The sequence below is a fragment of the Neobacillus sp. 19 genome, from assembly GCF_049463095.1.
Taxonomy (GTDB): domain Bacteria; phylum Bacillota; class Bacilli; order Bacillales; family Cytobacillaceae; genus Neobacillus.
This window is the reverse complement of record NZ_JBMPZU010000052.1, coordinates 85595-106544: the sequence shown is the minus strand read 5'-3', so window position 1 is coordinate 106544 and position 20950 is coordinate 85595. Positions and strand designations below refer to the sequence as shown.

Genomic DNA, 20950 nt, shown 5'->3' with positions numbered 1-20950 from the left:
TTGAAGCGAACATTCGGGAGGTTAGAAATAAATGGCAGAAAAACGTCATGAAGCTTTAGGTTTGAGCGACGACAAAGTGTTAGAAATGTATGAAACGATGCTTTTGGCTCGCAGAATAGATGAGCGGATGTGGTTATTAAACCGTGCTGGTAAAATACCCTTCGTTATTTCATGTCAAGGTCAAGAGGCAGCGCAGGTGGGAGCAGCTTTTGCGTTAGATAAAGAAAAAGATTATGTACTGCCATATTATCGTGACATGGGCGTGGTGTTAACATTTGGGATGACACCAAAGGAATTGATGCTGTCAGGCTTTGCTAAAGCTGAGGATCCAAATTCAGGCGGACGGCAAATGCCGGGGCACTTTGGTCAAAAGAAAAATCGCATAGTTACAGGTTCATCGCCGGTTACCACTCAAGTTCCCCATGCAGTAGGGGTTGCACTTGCCGGAAAAATGGAACGAAAAGACCTGGTGACCTTTGTAACCTTTGGTGAGGGTTCTTCTAATCAGGGAGATTTCCATGAAGGAGCAAACTTTGCCGGTGTTCATAAGCTTCCGGTCATCTTTATGTGTGAAAATAATAAATACGCAATTTCCGTCCCAATTGAAAAACAGTTAGGTTGTGAAAAGGTATCTGATCGTGCAATCGGCTACGGTATGCCTGGTTTTACAGTTGATGGCAATGACCCGCTCGAGGTGTACAAAGCAGTGAAGGACGCAGTAGATCGTGGACGTCGCGGTGATGGTCCTACTCTCATTGAAACGATATCCTATCGTTTAACACCACACTCATCTGATGATGATGACCGATCATACCGTGCGCCAGATGAAGTGGCTAAGGCAAAAACAAAAGATCCTATCATAACTTTTGGCGCATATTTAAAAGAAACAGGCGTCATGAATGATGAACTGGAAAAAGAAATCAATGACCGTGTAATGAAAATGGTTAATGAAGCCACGGATTATGCCGAGAATGCTCCTTATGCTGCACCAGAGGATGCATTGAAATATGTTTATGGGGACATGTAAGGGGGACGTGACATGGCAGTAATTTCTTATATTGATGCAGTAACAATGGCCATTCGTGAAGAAATGGAGCGAGATTCAAAGGTTTTTGTTCTGGGTGAAGATGTTGGAGTAAAAGGCGGTGTTTTTAAAGCCACTCAAGGCTTGTATGAACAATTTGGCGAAGAGAGAGTCATTGATACGCCACTCGCAGAATCTGCGATTGCTGGTGTCGGAATCGGCGCAGCGATGTATGGTATGCGTCCGATTGCTGAAATGCAATTTGCCGATTTTATTATGCCCGCCGTCAATCAGATTATCTCGGAAGCAGCTAAAATACGCTACCGTTCCAATAACGACTGGAATTGTCCAATGGTTATACGGGCTCCGTACGGAGGCGGTGTGCATGGGGCTCTGTATCATTCTCAATCAGTTGAAGCAGTATTTGCTAACCAGCCAGGCTTGAAGATTGTTATGCCGTCTACGCCTTATGATGTAAAAGGACTATTAAAAGCAGCGATTCGCGACAATGATCCTGTTTTATTTTTCGAACATAAGCGTGCCTACCGATTAATAAAAGGGGAGGTACCAACCGAAGATTATACATTGCCAATCGGCAAAGCTGATGTTAAGCGGGAAGGTGACGATCTTACCGTTATCACTTATGGACTTTGTGTTCATTTTGCCCTGCAAGCAGCAGAAAAATTGGCCAAGGACGGAATTTCTGCACATATTCTTGATTTGCGAACCGTTTATCCACTTGATAAAGAAGCAATTATTGAAGCTGCCTCGAAAACAGGTAAAGTCCTGCTCGTTACAGAGGATACAAAAGAAGGCAGTATCATGAGTGAAGTGTCTGCGATTATTGCTGAGAATTGCTTATTTGAGTTAGATGCACCGATTAAGCGTCTTGCTGGACCGGATGTACCGGCAATGCCATATGCGCCAACGATGGAAAAATTCTTTATGGTCAATCCAGATAAGGTCGAAATAGCAATGCGCGAGCTCGCGGAGTACTAAAACGAAAAGCGGAGGCGACTTGTTCAGCCCCGACAGCTGCTTGCGGGCCTGACAGTGAAGTTGTTCTTTAACTTCATTGGCAGGACCGAAGCGACTCGAGGGGCTAGGCGCCGGAGCTGGACAATAGGAGGTTTGGAAATAGTGGCAGTTGAACAAATTAAAATGCCTCAACTAGGGGAAAGTGTAACTGAAGGAACAATCAGTAAATGGTTGGTTTCTGTCGGGGATAAAGTTAATAAATATGACCCTCTGGCAGAGGTTATGACAGATAAAGTAAATGCAGAAGTGCCATCCTCCTTTACAGGTGTAATAAAAGAGCTAATTGCCGGTGAAGGCGATACATTAGCGGTTGGTGAGATCATTTGTACGATTGAGGTGGATGGCGGTACTGCCGTGGAATCCAAGGCTGCTAGCAATGAACAAAAGGAATCGTCCAGTGTTGCTGTGGAGGAAGTTCAAGCAGATAAAGGTAACAAGGCTCGATTTTCACCTGCCGTTCTGAAAATTTCTCAGGAGCATGGTATAGATTTAAATCAGGTATCAGGCACCGGTGCCGGCGGACGGATTACTAGAAAAGACTTACTGAAATTAATTGAATCTGGAAATATCCCTGTTGCTGGTCCAAAGGCGGAATTGCCGAAAGAACAAGCTCCAGTGCATGCAGTTAAACCGGATACAGCACAGCCTGTATCTAGTCAGCAAGCTTCGGCTCCTGCAGTAAATATTCCAGTTGCAGCAGGTGACATTGAGATTCCGGTTACAGGAGTCCGCAAGGCAATTGCCGCAAATATGTTGCGAAGTAAGCATGAAGCTCCTCACGCTTGGACAATGATTGAAGTAGATGCAACCAACTTGGTTGATTATCGAAACGCTCTTAAAGATGAATTCAAGAAAAAAGAAGGCTTTAACTTAACGTTCTTCGCTTTCTTTGTGAAGGCAGTTGCGCAGGCATTAAAAGAATTCCCGCAGATTAATTCGATGTGGGCGGGAGATAAAATCATCCAAAAAAAGGATATTAATATTTCAATTGCGGTTGCTACGGATGATGCTCTTTTTGTTCCTGTTATAAAGAATGCGGATGAGAAAACGATTAAAGGCATTGCCCGTGAAATCTCCGAACTTGCGGTAAAGGTAAGAACCGGAAAGCTTCGATCAGAAGATATGCAGGGAGGTACCTTTACAGTTAACAATACGGGATCTTTCGGCTCTGTACAATCTATGGGAATCATCAATTACCCTCAGGCTGCAATTTTGCAAGTGGAATCCATTGTCAAACGACCAGTGGTTATGAACAATGGCATGATTGCTGTTCGTGACATGGTGAACCTATGTATGTCCCTTGACCACAGAGTACTAGACGGACTCGTTTGCGGTCGATTCTTAACAAGAGTGAAGGAAATCTTAGAAAGTACATCGAAAACAACTACATCCATTTATTAAAAAGCAACCGCTGCGATTGGTGCAGCGGTTGTTTTGTTGCCTGATTAATGGTTTTCATTGCTTGAATTGGGTTTGTACCATAAAATAGAATATAGATAAATTGATTGAATTTACATTCAATTAGGAAACGAAAGGGGGAGAAGGGTTTGGAACAAATAAAAAATCAATCTTTTTCTTTAAAATCTAACGATGAATGGAAGGAAAAGGCAGATAAGTCACTGAAAGGAAAAACAACTGAATCACTAAAAACAACTACATATGAAAACATTGTTTTGAAACCGCTTTATACTCAGCAGGATCAACGGACTGTTCCGGAATTTCCAGGTGGTTCGGATTTTAGAAGAGGGATTTCGCCGCTTGGATATCGGACAAACGAGTGGAAGATTGCACAGCGTATTTCTTATCAAACTCCTGAAGAATTGCAGGAGAAACTCCTTCAATCATTCGATAAAGGACAATCTGCAATCTCATTTGAAGTGAAGAAGGAATTGTTTGATTCAAGAGAGAGTCTTATAAATATACTTGCGGAATCTTATCGGCACTTTCCATTTGCTATCAACACCAAAGAATTTCAATCGGCATTTCTTGCAGCAGCAAGTGGATTGGATCAGCCAAACCAATTCAGCGGATATATTGGTTCCGATCCAATTGCCCTATTTTCTGAAACAGGGGTTATTTCTGAAGAATATTTCACTAAATGGGGAAACAACATTCTTCAATCAAGCGGGAAATACCCTAACTTACGCACCATCTTAATCGATACCGTCCCATATCATAATGGCGGGGCAAATGCTGTTCAAGAGCTCGGGATTGCCATGGCAACAGGTGTAAATTATCTTGAAAGGCTTCAGGAGACCGGGATGGAACTGGAAGAAATTCTATCGGAAATGGTCTTCCAGTTCTCGATTGGGAGCAATTATTTCACCGAGATTGCTAAGTTGCGGGCAGCGCGGGTACTTTGGAACCGAATTACTGGACTGTATGATATGAACGATGAAGTACGTGGAATGGTGATCGCTGCTGAAACATCTTCCTTTACGAAAACGGTCCATGATCCGCATGTAAACCTGCTTCGAGCTGGGAATGAAGCCTTTGCGTCTGTCATTGGCGGAGTCCAATATCTCCATATTGAACCATTTAATAGTCTTACAGGCTGCTCGCCATTTTCTGAAAGGATCGCTAGAAATATCCAGCTCCTTTTAAAAGAAGAAGCACATCTGAAGACAGTGACGGACCCAGCCGGAGGGTCTTGGTATGTAGAAGAATTAACCAATCAACTGGCTGAAAAAGCATGGGAATTCTTTCAACAAATCGAAGCCAATGGCGGTATGATTGAAGCCTTGAAATCGAATTGGCTCCAGCAGGAAATAGCGGCTGTGTATGAAAAAAGAAATATGGACATCCAAACAAGAAAGCAGAGTATTGTCGGCACAAATGTCTATGCAAATTTAGATGAAACCGTACCGCTTCGGCCGCTAACTAAGGAAAAGTCCTCCATAACAGATGGAGAAAAAATTGAAGCCGTCATCAACAGAAGACTGGCCAAACCATATGAACAATTGAGAAAAAAGGCAAAGGAACTTGAAGAAAACTTGGGTTTCAAGCCCACTCTGGGATTGATTTGTCTTGGTGAATTAAAACAATATAAAGCAAGACTTGATTTTATGAAGGGATTTCTTGCTGCCGGCGGGATCCAAGCGGTGGAAAGTAAATCTATTTTTTCAATCGATGATGCCCGGCAATTTGTTTCAGATCAAACTAGTAAACACCTTTGTCTTTGCGGAACGAATGAACAATATGAAACCATCGGTCATGAAATCTTAGAGGCATTTAGGGCCGATTTTCCTGAGCGGAATATTTATCTTGCTGGCCTCCCGGATAAAGAAAAACAAGCCCGATGGCTGGATGAGGGGATTATTCAATTTATCCATATGAAAAGCAATTGTTATGAAACGCTGCTGACAATCCTGAGCAAGCTGGAGGTGAATACTATTGAAGAAACAAAAGCCTGATTTTCAAAACAAATCCTTATTTGATGGGCAGCCGTACATGACAAAGGACGAATGGCTAGAAAAAGTGAACCAGGAAATTGATCATTCCTTTGATGATTTATTGTTTGAAACAAATGAACAAATTTCTTTAAAACCGCTTTATACAAAAGAAGACCGGGCAGGACTTGAACATCTTGATGATCTTCCCGGGCTCCCTCCATTTACACGAGGACCGTATCCAACGATGTATGTGAACCGTCCATGGACGGTAAGACAGTATGCAGGATTTTCAACGGCTGAGGAAAGCAATGCCTTTTACCGCCGTAATCTGGCGATGGGCCAAAAGGGATTATCGGTAGCCTTCGATTTAGCCACCCACCGCGGTTACGACTCCGATCACCCACGTGTGATGGGGGATGTCGGGAAAGCGGGTGTAGCGATCGACTCGATTCTTGATATGAAGACACTCTTTGACGGTATTCCTCTAGATCAAATGTCTGTTTCGATGACAATGAACGGTGCTGTTTTGCCAATCCTGGCCTTCTTTATTGTGACTGCTGAGGAACAAGGTGTGAGTCAAGAAAAATTATCAGGAACCATCCAAAATGATATTTTAAAAGAATATATGGTGCGAAATACGTATATCTACCCTCCTGAAATGTCAATGAAAATAATTGCAGACATTTTTGAATACACATCCAAGTATATGCCAAAATTCAATAGTATTAGTATTTCCGGCTATCACATGCAAGAAGCGGGGGCGCCTGCTGATTTAGAATTGGCTTATACACTTGCCGATGGCTTAGAGTATGTCAGGACGGGACTTAAAGCGGGAATTGAGATTGATTCTTTTGCCCCGAGATTGTCCTTTTTCTGGGCGATTGGGATGAATTACTTTATGGAAGTCGCTAAAATGCGGGCGGCGCGCTTGATTTGGGCAAAAATGATGCAGTCATTTCAGCCAAAGAACGAAAAATCGCTGGCACTTCGTACACATTCCCAAACATCCGGCTGGAGCTTGACGGAGCAGGATCCGTTTAACAATGTTACGAGAACGCTGATCGAGGCACATGCGGCAGCAATGGGCCATACCCAATCGCTGCATACCAATGCCTTGGATGAAGCGATTGCCCTGCCAACTGACTTCTCGGCACGAATCGCCCGTAACACGCAGTTATTTTTACAAGAAGAAACGGGAATTACAAACGTAATCGACCCATGGGCGGGCTCTTATTATGTAGAAAAGCTGACCGATGAACTGGTTAATCGAGCATGGACACATATTGAAGAGATTGAAGGTCTTGGGGGCATGGCAAAAGCGATTGAAACCGGTCTGCCGAAGATGAGAATCGAAGAGGCTGCAGCTAGAAGGCAGGCGCAAATCGATTCCGGAAAGGAAACGATCATTGGTGTCAACCGCTATCGCCTTGAAAAAGAAGAGGCAATTGATATTTTGGACATCGATAATACTGCTGTCCGGTTAAAACAAATTGAAAAATTAAATGCCTTAAAGGCCGGACGAGATGACGAAAAAGTAAAAGAGACACTTAACGCTTTGACAAAAGCGGCGGAAACAGGGGAACAAAACTTATTAGAATTGGCTGTAAAGGCGGCAAGAGTAAGGGCAACACTTGGGGAAATTTCCGATGCAGTTGAACTTGTTGCCAGCAGACATAAAGCAATCATCCGTTCCATTAGCGGTGTCTACAGTACCGCATTTAGCAATGAGGAAGAAATAGTAGAAGTAAAAAATATGACTGATGAATTTCTTGAGAATGAAGGAAGACGTCCAAGGATACTCATTGCGAAAATGGGACAGGACGGCCATGACCGAGGGGCAAAAGTGATTGCTACAGCCTTCGCAGACCTTGGGTTTGATGTTGATATCAGTCCATTGTTTCAGACACCAGAAGAAACGGCCATGCAGGCTGTTGAAAATGACGTCCATGTGATTGGAATGAGCTCACTTGCTGCTGGGCATAAAACATTATTGCCGCAGCTTGGGGAAGAATTAAAAAAATTAGGACGAGAAGATATTTTAGTGGTCATCGGCGGGGTCATTCCAGCACAGGATTATCAATTTTTATATGATCATGGAGCTGCAGCTATTTTCGGTCCGGGAACCATTATCCCTGTGGCGGCCCAGAAAGTCATCAAGGAAATTTATAAGCGGCTCGGTTATGAGGAAGTGGAACAATAAATGAATACCGATCATAAACCGGAATGGAGCGACCCGAATAACCCTGATAGCTGTTCAAGTATTGTTAGGAAGGGGCGGGAACTTGAGGGGAAAGCAGGTGCCCTTCAGAAAAATATCCGCTTTCAAAAACGCAAATCCTCCGAGCTCGCAGTTGATGAGCTTTATAAAGGGGTGATCAACGGAGATCGAAGTATCCTGGCCCGGGCGATTACGTTAGTGGAAAGCAATGCTGAACAGCATTTTCAAAAAGCACAGCAGCTGCTGCAAAAACTACTGCCGAACAGTGGAAAAGCGATTCGGATTGGTATTACCGGTGTCCCTGGTGCTGGCAAAAGTACCTTTATTGAGGCGTTTGGCACCTACCTGTGCAGTTTGGGACACCAAGTAGCCGTGTTAGCTATTGATCCAAGCTCCAGTATTAGCGGCGGCAGTATTCTTGGCGATAAAACACGAATGGAACAACTGTCAAGAAACAAAAGTGCCTTTATCCGCCCTTCCCCAACAGCTGGAAAGCTTGGCGGCGTTCATCGAAAAACGCGGGAAGCGATGTTGCTTTGTGAAGCTGCTGGCTTCGACGTCATTTTAATTGAAACGGTTGGGGTTGGCCAAAGTGAGGTTATTATTCGCGATATGGTTGACTTTTTCATGCTTCTTGTGCTGACTGGCGCAGGTGATGAGCTGCAGGGAATGAAAAAAGGAATTATGGAATTGGCCGACGCCATCCTCATTCATAAAGCAGACGGTGAAAACAAACTTAAAGCAGAGCAGACAAGAAAAGAATATAATCGAATTCTCCATTTCCTGCAGCCGGCCACAAAAGGATGGGCAACAAAGGCATATACATGTTCGTCTATGACGCATGAAGGAATCAGTGAAATCTGGGAAATTATTCAATCGTTTGAACAAACCGGAAAAAGCACAGGGGTGTTTGACAATAGGCGAAAAATTCAAGCCCGAGAATGGCTTTATTCAATGATTAGCGACCAGTTACAATTTTATTTTTATCATCATACCGGTGTTAAAAATGAATTACCCAAATTAGAAAATGAGGTTATTGCAGGAGAAACCACTGTAGCGACTGCTGTAGAAACGTTATTCAAAACCTTTTTAAAAGAATGAGCCCTCCGTTGTCGGCTGGTTTTTCAGATTGGAAAAAACGTATTTTTACTGTTATGATGTAATTATGCACAAAACATTGAAGGAGAGATTTTTTATGAGCATGGATTTCAACTTTTTCATGAATGATGTGGTTAACCAGGCACGTCAAGAAATCGTGTCAGCTGGATATAAAGAACTAAAAACATCTGCTGATGTAGAAGAAGCATTAACACAAAAGGGAACAACCTTAGTCATGATCAATTCGGTTTGTGGCTGTGCCGGCGGTGTGGCTAGACCAGCGGCAGCACATGCGGTTCATTACGATAAACGCCCTGATCACCTTGTAACTGTATTCGCAGGACAGGATAAGGAAGCAACGGAAACAGCACGGAGCTATTTCACTGGCTATCCGCCATCCTCACCTTCTTTTGCCCTATTAAAGGACGGAAAGATTTGTTCAATGGTAGAAAGACATCAAATTGAAGGCTTCGATCCTGCGATGGTCGTTTCTAGACTGCAAAAGGAATTTGATGAATATTGCGAAGAGTTTTAGGGAATCTTATGGGTTAATCTCAATACAGAGATTAACCCTATTTTTTTGGAAAAAATTACTGTAAAAAAATTAAAACGAATTTTTAAAAATATATTTGCATAATTATTAGTTTGTGTTAAAATTCATTACATTGAATAATTATTAGAAAAACAAAACTATTAATCTTGAAAATGGTGCATGAAATGGTTAGAACTAATGTGTAGAATTTTCAGATAAATTATAGGGGGAAAGCAAATGAAAAAGGCACTTGTTATAGTTGCAACAATGATCATGATGGTGGGTTTACTCGCAGCATGTGGTACAGGTGAAAAAGCGAACAAGAAAAGCGGAGATAAAAAGGTGTTAGTCATGGCTACGTCTGCTGACTATCCGCCATTCGAATACGTGGAAACAGGAAAAAGTGATGATATTATCGGTTTCGATGTCGATTTAGCAAATGCGCTAGCCAAAAAGCTTGGATATGAAGTGAAAGTTAAGGATATGGATTTCAGCGGATTAGTTCAATCGCTTAAATCAGGACAAGCAGATTTTGTTTTAGCCGGAATGTCACCAACTGAGAAAAGAAAGAAAAACGTTGATTTCAGTGATATTTATTATACAGCCTCGCACTTAATTATTTCGAAAAAAGACAGTGGAATTGAAACATTAGAAGATTTGAAAGGTAAAACAGTCGGGGTACAACTAGGATCGATTCAAGAAGGTAAGGCAGATGAAATTAATAAACAAGTTCCAATTAAGATTGAAAACCGCGACCGTATTCCAGATCTTATCCAAGAATTAAAATCAGGCCGTTTGGACGCTGCTATTATTGAAGATACTGTGGCAAAAGGTTTTTTGGAAAAAGAACAGGAATTGAATGGTTTTGCAATCAGTGATGACCCGGATGAAGCGGGATCGGCAATTGCGTTTCCGAAGAATAGCGATTTAACAGAGAAGTTCAACAAGGAATTAAAGAAAATGAAAGAAAATGGCGAACTACAAGAATTGATTGTAAAATGGTTCGGAGGGGAACAATAAGATTTGCCTGGAGACGTTCAAAATGAACGTCTCTCCATTTTTGATAGAGAGGACAGATGATGAATGAATTTAGACTTTGCTCCATTCATTCCCTCCATGCCGTATATATTAAAAGGTATTTTAGTTACCCTTCAAATTGTAATCATTGCAGGGGTATTGGGGTTTGTACTTGGAACTATTTTATCATTATTTAAAATAAGCAAGATAAAAATCTTAAACTGGTTTGCAAATGTGTATACGTCGATTTTTCGGGGAACACCATTGATTCTGCAATTAATGTTAATCTATTATGGATCGCCACAAGTATTGGGTTATCAAATTGAGCCATATACAGCGGCCATATTATCTTTCGGTCTAAATTCTGGTGCCTATATCTCGGAAATTATTCGCGCTGGAATTCTGGCGGTTGATAAAGGTCAGCAGGAAGCAGCAATGGCGTTAGGTGTACCATACGGAAAAATGATGTGGGATATCATTCTTCCACAGGCATTAAAAAATATTCTTCCAGCTTTAATGAATGAATTTATTTCACTTACAAAAGAATCAGCGATTGTTACATCAATTGGAGTAATGGACATCATGCGCCGGTCTTATCAGGTAGGGGCAGATAATTATTCTTTCTTTGAGCCACTATTAATTGCCGGATTCATTTATTATTTAATGGTTATTACCTTGACCTTCTTAGGGAAAGCACTTGAAGGGAGAATGAGACGCAGTGATTAAGGTAGAGAATTTATACAAGAATTATGGAAAACTTGAAGTGTTAAAAGGCATTACGACCTCTATTGAAACAGGGGAAGTAGTCGCAATCATCGGCCCATCAGGATCCGGAAAGTCTACCTTTCTTCGCTGTTTAAACTTACTCGAAGAACCATCAAATGGGAAGATTTGGGTAGGAAAGCAAGATGTTACCGATAAAAAAACGAACATCATGAAGGTACGGCAAAATGTCGGCATGGTGTTTCAACATTTTCATTTATTTCCGCATAAAACAGTTTTGCAAAATCTTACCTATGCACCGATTAAGGTTAAAGGGCTGTCAAAGGATCAAGCAGAAAAAATTGCTTTTGGGCTATTAGAGCAAGTAGGGTTATCGGAAAAAGCGAATGAATTTCCAACCAGATTGTCTGGCGGGCAAAAGCAGCGGGTGGCAATTGCCCGGGCATTAGCGATGGAGCCTGAGGTTATGCTTTTCGATGAGCCGACATCGGCTCTTGATCCTGAAATGGTCAAAGAGGTGTTAGAGGTAATGAAATCACTTGCCCATACCGGGATGACAATGGCCATAGTGACACATGAAATGGGCTTTGCCAGGGAAGTGGCTGACCGAGTTCTTTTTCTTGATGGAGGGGTCCTTGTAGAAGATGCTCCACCAAACGAATTCTTTGCTAACCCAAAGAGCCAGCGTGCCCAGGATTTCTTGCAAAAAATGCTATAATGACGCAAAAGATGGTCCTAATTGGATCATCTTTTTTCTTTTACTTAAAAGAATAATCACGAATTGTTTGTTGCAAACTATGGAAAAAAAGGAAGGTGGCTCCAATGATAAAAATCCTATCACCGATCCTAATTGCTTTTTTTATTTCTCCCATTTGGCCGTTAGGGCCAAATCCTATGCCAGGTGACCCTTTTGTGATTGTCAATAAAACGAAAAATGAACTGGCTTTTATAAATGAAAATAAAGTCCAAACGGTCATAAGTGTTGGAACAGGCAAAACGCAGGAGCTGACCCCGGAAGGTCTGTTTACGATTACTGTTAAAGCAAAAGAGCCCTATTATCGAAGAGGAAACATTCCCGGAGGAGACCCAAAGAATCCGCTTGGGCCCAGATGGATTGGCTTTGATGCAAAGGATACGGACGGCAGGACTTATGGCATTCATGGAACAAATCAGCCTGCTACAATTGGAAAATATGTCTCTCAAGGCTGCATTCGCAGCCAAAACGAGGTCATTTCCTCACTATTTCCTCTAATCCCCTTAGGGACAAAAATATTAGTTGTTTCATCAAAAAAGTCGTTTGAGAAGTTAGCGCAAGAAAATGGTGCAATTGAATAAAGGAAAAGGGACTGCACAAAAAAGTGAGCAGTCCCTTTATATATGTTTATTACAGTAATGACCCGATTCCGATGAGGAGAGTTGAGGCAAGCATGGCAAAAAGCATTAAATAAACAATTAATTTTCTAGTTTTCTTATTTTTCAAAAATAGAACCTCCCTATCATTTAGGCTTTCATTCTATTGTACAGCGAAAAACTCAAATGGACAACGGAACTACTTAGCAATTTTGGGAAGGATTTATGAACTTTTTACCGAATACCATAATTGTCGAATAAATTTTAATAATGGAACAGAGGGGTATACATGATTAAAAAGGTCGACCATATTGGAATTGCTGTGAAGTCTCTTGAGAATACGCTTCCTTTTTATACGGAAGTGTTAAACTTATCGCTTTTAGGAATTGAAGAGGTTGAGAGCCAAAAGGTCAAAGTTGCTTTCTTGCAGGCAGGTGAAACGAAACTGGAACTATTAGAGGCAACATCGGCGGAAAGTTCAATTGCTGCATTTATCGAAAAACGTGGTGAGGGAATCCATCACGTAGCACTTGGTGTTACCTCAATTGAAGACAGAATTGCCGAAATGAAAGAAAACGGAATCCGCATGATTGATGAAAAACCAAGGCCCGGTGCAGGAGGGGCAGATATCGCCTTCCTGCATCCAAAATCAGCAGCAGGTGTTTTATTCGAGCTTTGTGAGAAGAAAGGATGAAGGGGTAAGATGATTGACATCTATGAAAAAATAAATGAATTATATGATAAGCGCAGAGAAGTTGAACTTGGCGGCGGTGACGAGCGAATTGAGAAACAGCATGATAAGGGAAAACTGACGGCAAGAGAAAGAATCGAGCTGTTAGTAGATAACGGTACGTTTGTCGAATTGAATCCGTTTATAGAGCACCGGACAAATGATTTCGGCCTTGATGAGTTAAAGGGTCCTGGCGACGGTGTAGTAACAGGGTATGGGAAAGTAAATGGCCGGCCCATTTATCTATTTTCGCAAGACTTTACTGTTTTTGGCGGGGCATTAGGGGAAATGCATGCAAAAAAAATAGCCAATGTCATGGATTTAGCAGCGAAAAATGGGACGCCATTTGTTGGTCTGAATGATTCCGGCGGGGCACGGATTCAAGAGGGTGTGGTTTCCCTTGATGGGTACGGACATATTTTTTATCGAAATGCGATTTATTCCGGTGTGATTCCACAAATCTCCGTCATTATGGGACCTTGTGCCGGTGGTGCTGTCTATTCACCTGCGATTACTGATTTTGTGTTTATGGTCGAAAAAACGAGCCAAATGTTCATAACTGGTCCGAAAGTAATCGAAACGGTAACAGGCGAGAAAATTTCTGCGGAGGATCTTGGCGGGGCAAATGTTCATAACTCTATTAGCGGCAATGCCCATTTCCAAGCAGAATCAGAAGCGGAAGTGCTTGAAAATGTCCGCCGACTATTAAGCTATCTGCCGCAAAACAATGAAGAAAAGACGCCTGCACTGAAAGTGGAGGATGAAAACGATTATCGTCCGGATTTAACCGATGTGATTCCATTTGATGCGGTAAGGCCTTATGATGTCCGGAAAGTCATTGAGCAAGTTGCCGATGCTGACTCCTTTATGGAGATTCAAAAGGACTTTGCAAAAAATATTGTCGTTGGGTTTGCAAGAATCAAAGGCGAAACAGTTGGACTTGTATGCAATCAGCCGAAGGTCATGGCAGGCGGATTGGATATTGATTCATCCGATAAAGCAGCACGGTTTATTCGAACCTGCGATTCTTTTAATATCCCTATCATTACGTTTGAAGATGTGACCGGCTTTTTCCCGGGGGTTAAACAGGAGCATGGGGGAATCATCCGCCACGGAGCAAAGATTCTATTTGCTTATTCAGAAGCTACCGTGCCGAAGCTGACGGTTATTTTAAGAAAGGCCTACGGTGGTGCCTATGTGGCGTTAAATAGTAAGTCGATTGGTGCTGACTTAGTGTTTGCCTGGCCAAACGCGGAAATTGCCGTTATGGGGCCTCAGGGGGCAGCTAATATTATCTTCGCCAAAGAGATTAATAATAGTGAAAATCCGGAACTGACAAGACAACAGAAAATTGATGAATACCGCGAAAAGTTTGCTAATCCATATGTGGCGGCAAGCAGAGGCATGGTCGATGATGTCATCGATCCACGGGAAACGCGAATTAAAATGATTCAAGCGTTGGAAATGCTGCGGAATAAAAAAGAATCCAGACCCTACAAAAAACATGGAAATATCCCGCTTTAATGTTGCTCATCATCTCTATCATTTGATGATTAGAAGAAGAAAGAGGTATACTGAAATAGTGAGTACATAACATGGAGGGGTCAATATTATGGTGAATCAAGAACGTCTGTTGAATGAATTTTTAGAACTTGTACAAATTGACTCAGAAACAAAATACGAGGCTGAGATTGCAAAGGTGTTAAAGCAAAAATTTGCTGATTTAGGTCTCGATGTTTTTGAAGACGATACAATGGCGGTAACTGGACATGGAGCAGGAAACTTGGTCTGCACGCTTCCAGCAACCAAAGAAGGGGTCGACCCGATTTATTTCTCCTGCCATATGGATACCGTTACACCTGCTAAAGGGGTAAAGCCATCGATTAAAGATGGCTATGTCGTAACCGATGGAACCACCATTTTAGGTGCCGATGATAAAACAGGTATTTCAGTTATGCTTGAAACGATCCGCCTTTTAAAGGAAAACAATCTTCCACACGGCTTGATTCAATTTGTAATCTCGGTCGGTGAAGAGTCCGGTCTTCACGGCGCTAAAGCGATCGACCCATCATTACTTAAAGCGAAATATGGCTATGCCCTCGATAGTGATGGCTTAGTTGGGAATGTCGTTGTTGCAGCACCAACACAAGCAAAGGTAAAAGCTGTCATCTACGGTAAGACGGCCCATGCAGGTGTGGCACCTGAAAAAGGCGTGTCTGCTATTACAATCGCAGCAAAATCCATTGCAAGAATGCCGCTTGGAAGAATTGATCATGAAACGACGGCAAATATCGGCCGGTTCGAAGGCGGTCAAGCTACCAATATCGTTTGCGACCGTGTTGATATATTAGCGGAAGCCCGTTCGCTGATCCCTGAAAAGATGGAAGCGCAGGTTAGCAAAATGAAAGAAGCATTTGAAACAGTGGCAGCTGAAATGGGAGGCCGTGCCGAAGTTGAAGTAGAGGTAATGTATCCAGGCTTCAAATTTGGCGAGGGTGATCACGTGGTTGAGATTGCCCGTAAAGCAGCAGCTAAAATTGGCCGAAGCTGTGAATTGCAGCATAGCGGCGGCGGCAGTGATGCCAATGTATTTAATGGCTTCAACATTCCAACGGTAAACCTTGCTGTTGGTTATGAGGAAATCCACACGACAAACGAGCGGATGCCACTTGAAGAGTTGTATAAGCTTGCAGAAATGACCATTGCGCTGATCGACGAAGTGACAAATCAATAATGGCATTTATTCAAAGGAGGGCCTAAACGGTTCTCCTTTTTGCTATACTAAAGATGAATATATGTTTTAAAGGTGTGTTCAATGTGAAAGAAATGTATCCGAAGAACGGGCGAGTCATTTTGCATGTGGATATGAATAGTTTTTACGCGTCGGTTGAAATGGCCTATGATCCTGCACTGAAGGGAAAACCGCTAGCGATTGCGGGCAATCCTGAGGAGCGCCGCGGGATCATTGTCACTTGCAGCTATGAAGCAAGGAAGTTTGGCGTAAAAACAACTATGCCGCTATGGGAAGCGAAGAAATTATGCCCGCAGTTAATCGTTAGGAAACCCAATTTTGACCGCTACAGGGCCGCGTCAATGGGCATGTTTGACATTCTAAGACAATATACCACTCTCGTTGAACCGGTTTCGATTGATGAGGGCTATATGGATATCACCGAGAGCTTTGAATTTGGCAGTCCGATTGAAATTGCTAATAGTATTCAAAAGAGAATATTTGAACAGCTTGATTTGCCAAGCAGTATCGGGATTGCTCCGAATAAATTTTTAGCCAAAATGGCCTCTGATATGAAGAAGCCAATGGGCATTACAATTCTTCGTAAACGTGATATCCCAACGGTCCTTTGGCCGTTACATACAAATGAAATGCATGGCGTTGGAAAAAAGACCGCAGAAAAACTGACAACGATTGGTATTCACACGATTGGCGACTTAGCAAAAGGGAATGAAATTCAACTGAAATCACTTCTTGGTATTAATGGGCTGCGAATCAAAGAGCGGGCAAATGGTGTGGATCAGCGGCCGGTTGATCCGGAATCGATTGAGGAGTTTAAGAGCATTGGCAATTCCACCACACTGCCTAGAGACATCAGCAATCAACAAGAGCTATTTCATGTCCTTGAATCCCTGGCGGAAACAGTTTCTATTAGAATAAAGCGAAAAAATGTTCTCGCATCCTCCTTGGCAATCACCATCAGGTATAAGGATAGGAGGACAATTACTAGAAGCAAGAAATTGCCCAATCCTATTCATCTAAAAGAGGATATCGCTGCCTCTGCCAGGCAGCTGTTTCTAAAATCATGGAATGGAGACCCCATTCGTTTGCTTGGGATTACCGGTAATGATCTAGTAGATCATGATCATGCCTATAAACAGTTGGATTTGTTTTCCTATGAAAAGGATGCCAAAAAAGAGCCGCTGCTTAAAACGCTCTCTCATCTTCGGGATAAATACGGGAAAAATATTATTGAAAACGCTGGATCCCATCATGTTGACCCGGCACATAAAATCGGAACCGGGACGAGCTTTAATAAAGACTTTCTTCGTTCTTTCCCTGAGAAACATAAAGACGAACATTAAAAGCTCCACTTTGCCAATTAAACAAAGTGGAGCTTTTGCCGTTTACTTACATATATCGACATCCAGATCTGTTACAGGCCACCAGAATCGCCCGTCTTTTTCTAACAGTTCATCTGCTTCCTTAGGTCCCATTGATCCGGACTCGTAATTAGGAAAGTCTGCTTTTGTTTTTGCCCATGCATCCGAGATCTTATCTACAAATGCCCAAGAATAGGCGACTTCATCCCAGTGAGTGAAATTAGTGGCATCACCGCGCATGCAATCGTAAAGAAGTTTCTCATAGCCTTCAGGGGTATTCATTGCATGGACTCCTGTATTAGCGAAACTTAGTTTCACCTCTTGTGCATCTAAGTGTCCGCCTGCTTTCTTGGCATTCAGATGCAGGGTAATCCCTTCCTCAGGCTGAATATGAATGACGAGCAGATTCGGATTGAGCAGTTTATCGGTTTGATAATATAAATTCATCGGAATGTCCTTAAATTGAACAACAATTTTCGTCGATTTCGCTGACATACGCTTGCCCGTGCGGATATAAAAAGGGACACCGGCCCAGCGGAAATTATCAATCATGACTTTTCCGGCAACGAAGGTTTCAGTATTCGATTCCTTATCCACCATTACCTCATCACGATACTTTGGAACTTGCTTATCTTCTATTGCACCTTCACCATATTGGCCGCGAACGAAATAATCATTTACTTGATCCCCTTCGACCGTTCTTAATGCCCGAAACACTCTCACTTTTTCCGAACGTATTTCATCCGTTGTCAGGCTAATCGGCGGTTCCATTGCCAGCAGCGCCACCATTTGCAGCATATGGTTTTGCAGCATATCTCGTAAAGCGCCGCTTGTTTCGTAATAACGGCCTCGTTCTTCGACACCAAGCGTTTCACTTGAGGTGATTTGAATATTTGAAATATAACGGTTATTCCATAACGGTTCAAAAATGGCATTGGCAAAACGAATGACTTCAATGTTTCGAACCATTTCTTTCCCTAAATAATGGTCAATCCGGTAAACTTCTTTTTCTAAAAAAGCACTTCTAATTTGCTTATTTAATTCTCTGGCAGATGCTAAGTCATGCCCAAAAGGTTTTTCGATTACAAGCCGTTTATAGCCTTTGACCTCTGTAAGCCCATCCGATTTTAAATGCACAGCAATTGTGCCGAAAAATTCCGGTGCCATGGCCAAATAAAAGATGCGGTTACCCTCGAGTTGGTAATTTTCATCAATCTGGTCAGCAAATTTTCGTAAGGTTATGTATGAGCTTGAATCCGCCACATCATGTGATTGATAATAAAAATGGGAGATAAATTGATCAAGATTATCCTTATCTCCTAATGCGGATACAACCGATTCTTTCACGGATTGCTGGAACTCATCGTTAGATAGAGTTCTTCTCGCCACACCAATGACTGCAAATTTATCCAGTTTATTTTTAGAAAATAAACGATAAAGGGAAGGAAATAGCTTCCGTTTTGCTAAATCGCCGGTAGCTCCAAAAATCATTATTAATGAAGTCATGTTTTGCTCCACGTTTTGAACCCTCTCTTCTCAATGACTAATTACTCAGTAAATGGTTTATCAAGTATTAAATTTATCTCTTTCGCTTAGGTTTCGCAAATAGTTTGTTTTGCATGTAACAATTTATTTTTTCTAAAGAGCATCTGAGTGTGGTTTGTGATATATTAACACTATTAATAATCGTACGGAAATGAAAGGAGTTACCTAATTGTGGATGTTTTTTTCTTAGGAACGGGGGCTGGAATGCCGGCCAAGCTGCGCAATGTGACCTCGATTGCCCTTAAATTGCTGGAAGAGCGCGGGGAAATTTGGTTATTCGATGCGGGAGAAGCTACGCAGCATCAAATTTTACATACTTCGATAAAACCGAGGCGGATTGAAAAAATCTTTATTACCCACCTCCACGGTGATCATATTTACGGTTTGCCAGGTCTTTTATCGAGCCGCTCATTTCAAGGCGGGGAATCTGAGGTCACGGTGTACGGGCCGAAAGGGATTAAGGAATATATTCATGTAAGTCTATCTTTAAGTCAGACTTATTTAAAATATCCTTTGACGGTGATCGAAATTGATGAGGGCGTTATTTTGGAAGATGAACAGTTTACAGTCCAAGCACGGCTGCTTGAACACGGGATCCCATCTTACGGTTACCGGATTGTCGAAAAGGACAGGCCGGGTACATTGCTCGCGGATAAGCTGTTGGAAGCAGGGGTACAGCCGGGGCCGATTTTTCGCAGAATCAAAAATGGAGAAACCGTTATACTTGAGGATGGCCGGGTAATTGAACCCGGTGAGTTTCTTGGACCCGTTCAAAAGGGCAGGATTGTAACCATTCTTGGGGATACAAGATATTGTGAAAATGCGCTGGTGTTAGCGGAAAATGCCGACCTGTTAATCCACGAAGCTACCTTCTCAAAAGGGGAAGAAAAGCTTGCCTTCGATTATTTCCATTCGACTACCCATCAGGCCGCAGATATTGCATTAAGGGCGGGGAGTAAAAAGCTGTGCTTAACCCATATTAGCTCGCGTTACGACCGAAATGCTTGGCGTGAATTAGTGGAGGAAGCGAAGGAGGTATTTCCGCATACAGAGATCGCTGAAGACTTTAAAGAAATAAATATCCCACTTAAGTAAATAAAAAGCACTTACCACTTTATCAAGATGGCAAGTGCTTTTGCTTTGAGAATATTAAATCCAGCCGCGCTCGTATTGCTTTGGCGGCTCAATGGTCACACCTAGTTCTTTGGCGGCTGTGCGCGGCCAGTATGGATCGCGCAGTAGTTCGCGGGCTAAGAAGACTAGGTCCGCTCGGTCATTTTGTAAAATCTCCTCCGCCTGGATCGGGGTAGTGATTAAACCTACAGCACCTGTTGCAATGTCTGCACCGTTTTTAATCGTTTCTGAATATTTAACCTGATATCCAGGATATACGTTAATACGTGCCGGGACAACTGCACCTGAGCTGACATCTATTAAATCGACCCCCTGCTCTTTCATCCACTTGGCGAATGTTATGTAGTCTTCTGCGGTTAATCCATCTTCATGGTAATCGTGAGCGGATACTCTGACAAATAATGGACCATTCCAAACGGTTTTAACAGCATCAATGACCTCGCTCAGGATACGGTAACGGTTTTCCGCCGAGCCCCCATACTCGTCGCTTCTTTTATTAGAAAGCGGTGAGAGGAATTCATTAAGCAAATATCCGTGGGCACCGTGGAGCTCAATGACGTCAAACCCGGCTTTTGCGGCACGTTCTGCTCCCTTTTTAAAGGCCTCGACCGTTTCGTTTATTTCGGTTTTCGTCATTTCCTTAGGTGTTTTAGACTTTTCATTAAAGGCAATGGCTGATGGGGCGACAATCTCGCCTTCCAAAACAGCTTTCCGGCCGGCATGGGCAAGCTGAATCCCGGTTTTCGCACCGTGCTCCTTCATTAGACCAACAAGCTCCTTGAATCCTTCCACATGCTCATCACTCCAGATGCCTAAATCCTGAGGAGAAATCCGGCCTTGCGGTGTTACTGCCGTTGCTTCGACAATAATCAGACCAACCTGACCAACGGCTCTCGTTGTGTAATGGGTCCGATGCCAGTTTTGCACATGGCCGTCTTCTTTATGGCTGGAATACATGCACATCGGTGCCATCACGATTCTATTTTTAAATGTAACTCCTTTAATCGTATAGGGTGAAAATAATGTTGCTGCCATT

At 42.5% G+C, this 20950-nt stretch carries 19 protein-coding genes; 16 read left to right on the top strand and 3 right to left on the bottom strand.

All coding sequences use genetic code 11. From position 1 onward, the window contains the following. Nucleotides 1-31: 31 nt before the first annotated feature. The 11 genes from ACO1D1_RS16635 to ACO1D1_RS16585 all read left to right on the top strand — a co-directional run bounded on the left by ACO1D1_RS16635 (nucleotide 32) and on the right by ACO1D1_RS16585 (nucleotide 12377). Complete coding sequence (locus ACO1D1_RS16635; RefSeq protein ID WP_423336500.1) at nucleotides 32-1027, top strand: thiamine pyrophosphate-dependent dehydrogenase E1 component subunit alpha; 996 nt, start codon at nucleotides 32-34, stop codon at nucleotides 1025-1027. A gap of 12 nt (nucleotides 1028-1039) precedes the next feature. Further along, nucleotides 1040-2023 (top strand): alpha-ketoacid dehydrogenase subunit beta, encoded by a 984-nt coding sequence (locus ACO1D1_RS16630; RefSeq protein ID WP_423336499.1) that lies wholly within the window; start codon nucleotides 1040-1042, stop codon nucleotides 2021-2023. Nucleotides 2024-2164: 141 nt separating this feature from the next. Next, entirely contained in the window at nucleotides 2165-3463 is a 1299-nt protein-coding gene (locus tag ACO1D1_RS16625) for a dihydrolipoamide acetyltransferase family protein (protein ID WP_423336498.1), read from the top strand. Between the two features lie 146 nt (nucleotides 3464-3609). Beyond that, nucleotides 3610-5475 carry a methylmalonyl-CoA mutase subunit beta gene (locus tag ACO1D1_RS16620; protein ID WP_423336497.1) on the top strand — a complete coding sequence of 622 codons (1866 nt, stop codon included), beginning with the start codon at nucleotides 3610-3612 and terminating at the stop codon, nucleotides 5473-5475. Between the two features lie 37 nt (nucleotides 5476-5512). Then, the gene (gene scpA, locus ACO1D1_RS16615) at nucleotides 5513-7654 is read left to right on the top strand and encodes a methylmalonyl-CoA mutase (RefSeq protein ID WP_423336512.1); all 2142 of its coding nucleotides are present in this window, start codon (nucleotides 5513-5515) and stop codon (nucleotides 7652-7654) included. Then, on the top strand, nucleotides 7655-8773 hold the full coding sequence (meaB, locus tag ACO1D1_RS16610; protein WP_423336496.1) for a methylmalonyl Co-A mutase-associated GTPase MeaB: 1119 nt from the start codon (nucleotides 7655-7657) through the stop codon (nucleotides 8771-8773). A gap of 94 nt (nucleotides 8774-8867) precedes the next feature. Then, complete coding sequence (locus ACO1D1_RS16605) at nucleotides 8868-9305, top strand: BrxA/BrxB family bacilliredoxin (RefSeq protein ID WP_149870899.1); 438 nt, start codon at nucleotides 8868-8870, stop codon at nucleotides 9303-9305. Between the two features lie 234 nt (nucleotides 9306-9539). Beyond that, nucleotides 9540-10322 (top strand): transporter substrate-binding domain-containing protein, encoded by a 783-nt coding sequence (locus tag ACO1D1_RS16600; protein ID WP_423336495.1) that lies wholly within the window; start codon nucleotides 9540-9542, stop codon nucleotides 10320-10322. Nucleotides 10323-10385: 63 nt separating this feature from the next. Then, a complete protein-coding gene (locus ACO1D1_RS16595; RefSeq protein ID WP_149870897.1) occupies nucleotides 10386-11045 on the top strand; it encodes an amino acid ABC transporter permease in 660 nt (219 codons plus the stop codon). After that, nucleotides 11038-11760, top strand: a complete 723-nt coding sequence (locus tag ACO1D1_RS16590; RefSeq protein ID WP_149870896.1) for an amino acid ABC transporter ATP-binding protein — start codon at nucleotides 11038-11040, stop codon at nucleotides 11758-11760. The genes ACO1D1_RS16595 and ACO1D1_RS16590 overlap by 8 nt, the downstream gene beginning before the upstream one ends. A gap of 104 nt (nucleotides 11761-11864) precedes the next feature. Beyond that, the gene (locus ACO1D1_RS16585) at nucleotides 11865-12377 is read left to right on the top strand and encodes a L,D-transpeptidase (RefSeq protein WP_423336494.1); all 513 of its coding nucleotides are present in this window, start codon (nucleotides 11865-11867) and stop codon (nucleotides 12375-12377) included. 49 nt (nucleotides 12378-12426) lie between these two features. Here ACO1D1_RS16585 and prli42 read toward each other — a convergent pair whose 3' ends face one another. Beyond that, entirely contained in the window at nucleotides 12427-12522 is a 96-nt protein-coding gene (gene prli42, locus ACO1D1_RS16580) for a stressosome-associated protein Prli42 (protein ID WP_150136693.1), read from the bottom strand. Between the two features lie 159 nt (nucleotides 12523-12681). Between prli42 and mce the strand changes: the two genes are divergently transcribed. The 4 genes from mce (at nucleotide 12682) to ACO1D1_RS16560 (ending at nucleotide 17217) form a co-directional block, all read left to right on the top strand. After that, nucleotides 12682-13086, top strand: a complete 405-nt coding sequence (gene mce / locus ACO1D1_RS16575) for a methylmalonyl-CoA epimerase (protein WP_423336493.1) — start codon at nucleotides 12682-12684, stop codon at nucleotides 13084-13086. 9 nt (nucleotides 13087-13095) lie between these two features. Beyond that, nucleotides 13096-14646 (top strand): acyl-CoA carboxylase subunit beta, encoded by a 1551-nt coding sequence (locus ACO1D1_RS16570; protein WP_149870893.1) that lies wholly within the window; start codon nucleotides 13096-13098, stop codon nucleotides 14644-14646. Between the two features lie 88 nt (nucleotides 14647-14734). Next, nucleotides 14735-15856: a tripeptidase T gene (locus ACO1D1_RS16565; RefSeq protein ID WP_423336492.1), complete on the top strand. Its 1122-nt coding sequence runs from the start codon at nucleotides 14735-14737 to the stop codon at nucleotides 15854-15856. Nucleotides 15857-15939: 83 nt separating this feature from the next. Beyond that, a complete protein-coding gene (locus ACO1D1_RS16560) occupies nucleotides 15940-17217 on the top strand; it encodes a DNA polymerase IV (RefSeq protein WP_423336491.1) in 1278 nt (425 codons plus the stop codon). Nucleotides 17218-17259: 42 nt separating this feature from the next. On the opposite strand, the gene zwf is transcribed toward ACO1D1_RS16560, so the two are convergent. Then, entirely contained in the window at nucleotides 17260-18741 is a 1482-nt protein-coding gene (zwf, locus tag ACO1D1_RS16555; protein ID WP_423336490.1) for a glucose-6-phosphate dehydrogenase, read from the bottom strand. 210 nt (nucleotides 18742-18951) lie between these two features. Between zwf and rnz the strand changes: the two genes are divergently transcribed. Then, a complete protein-coding gene (gene rnz / locus ACO1D1_RS16550) occupies nucleotides 18952-19875 on the top strand; it encodes a ribonuclease Z (RefSeq protein WP_423336489.1) in 924 nt (307 codons plus the stop codon). 54 nt (nucleotides 19876-19929) lie between these two features. Here the strand turns inward: rnz and namA are convergent, their stop codons facing one another. Continuing rightward, nucleotides 19930-20949: an NADPH dehydrogenase NamA gene (gene namA / locus ACO1D1_RS16545; protein WP_423336488.1), complete on the bottom strand. Its 1020-nt coding sequence runs from the start codon at nucleotides 20947-20949 to the stop codon at nucleotides 19930-19932. Nucleotide 20950 lies beyond the last annotated feature (1 nt).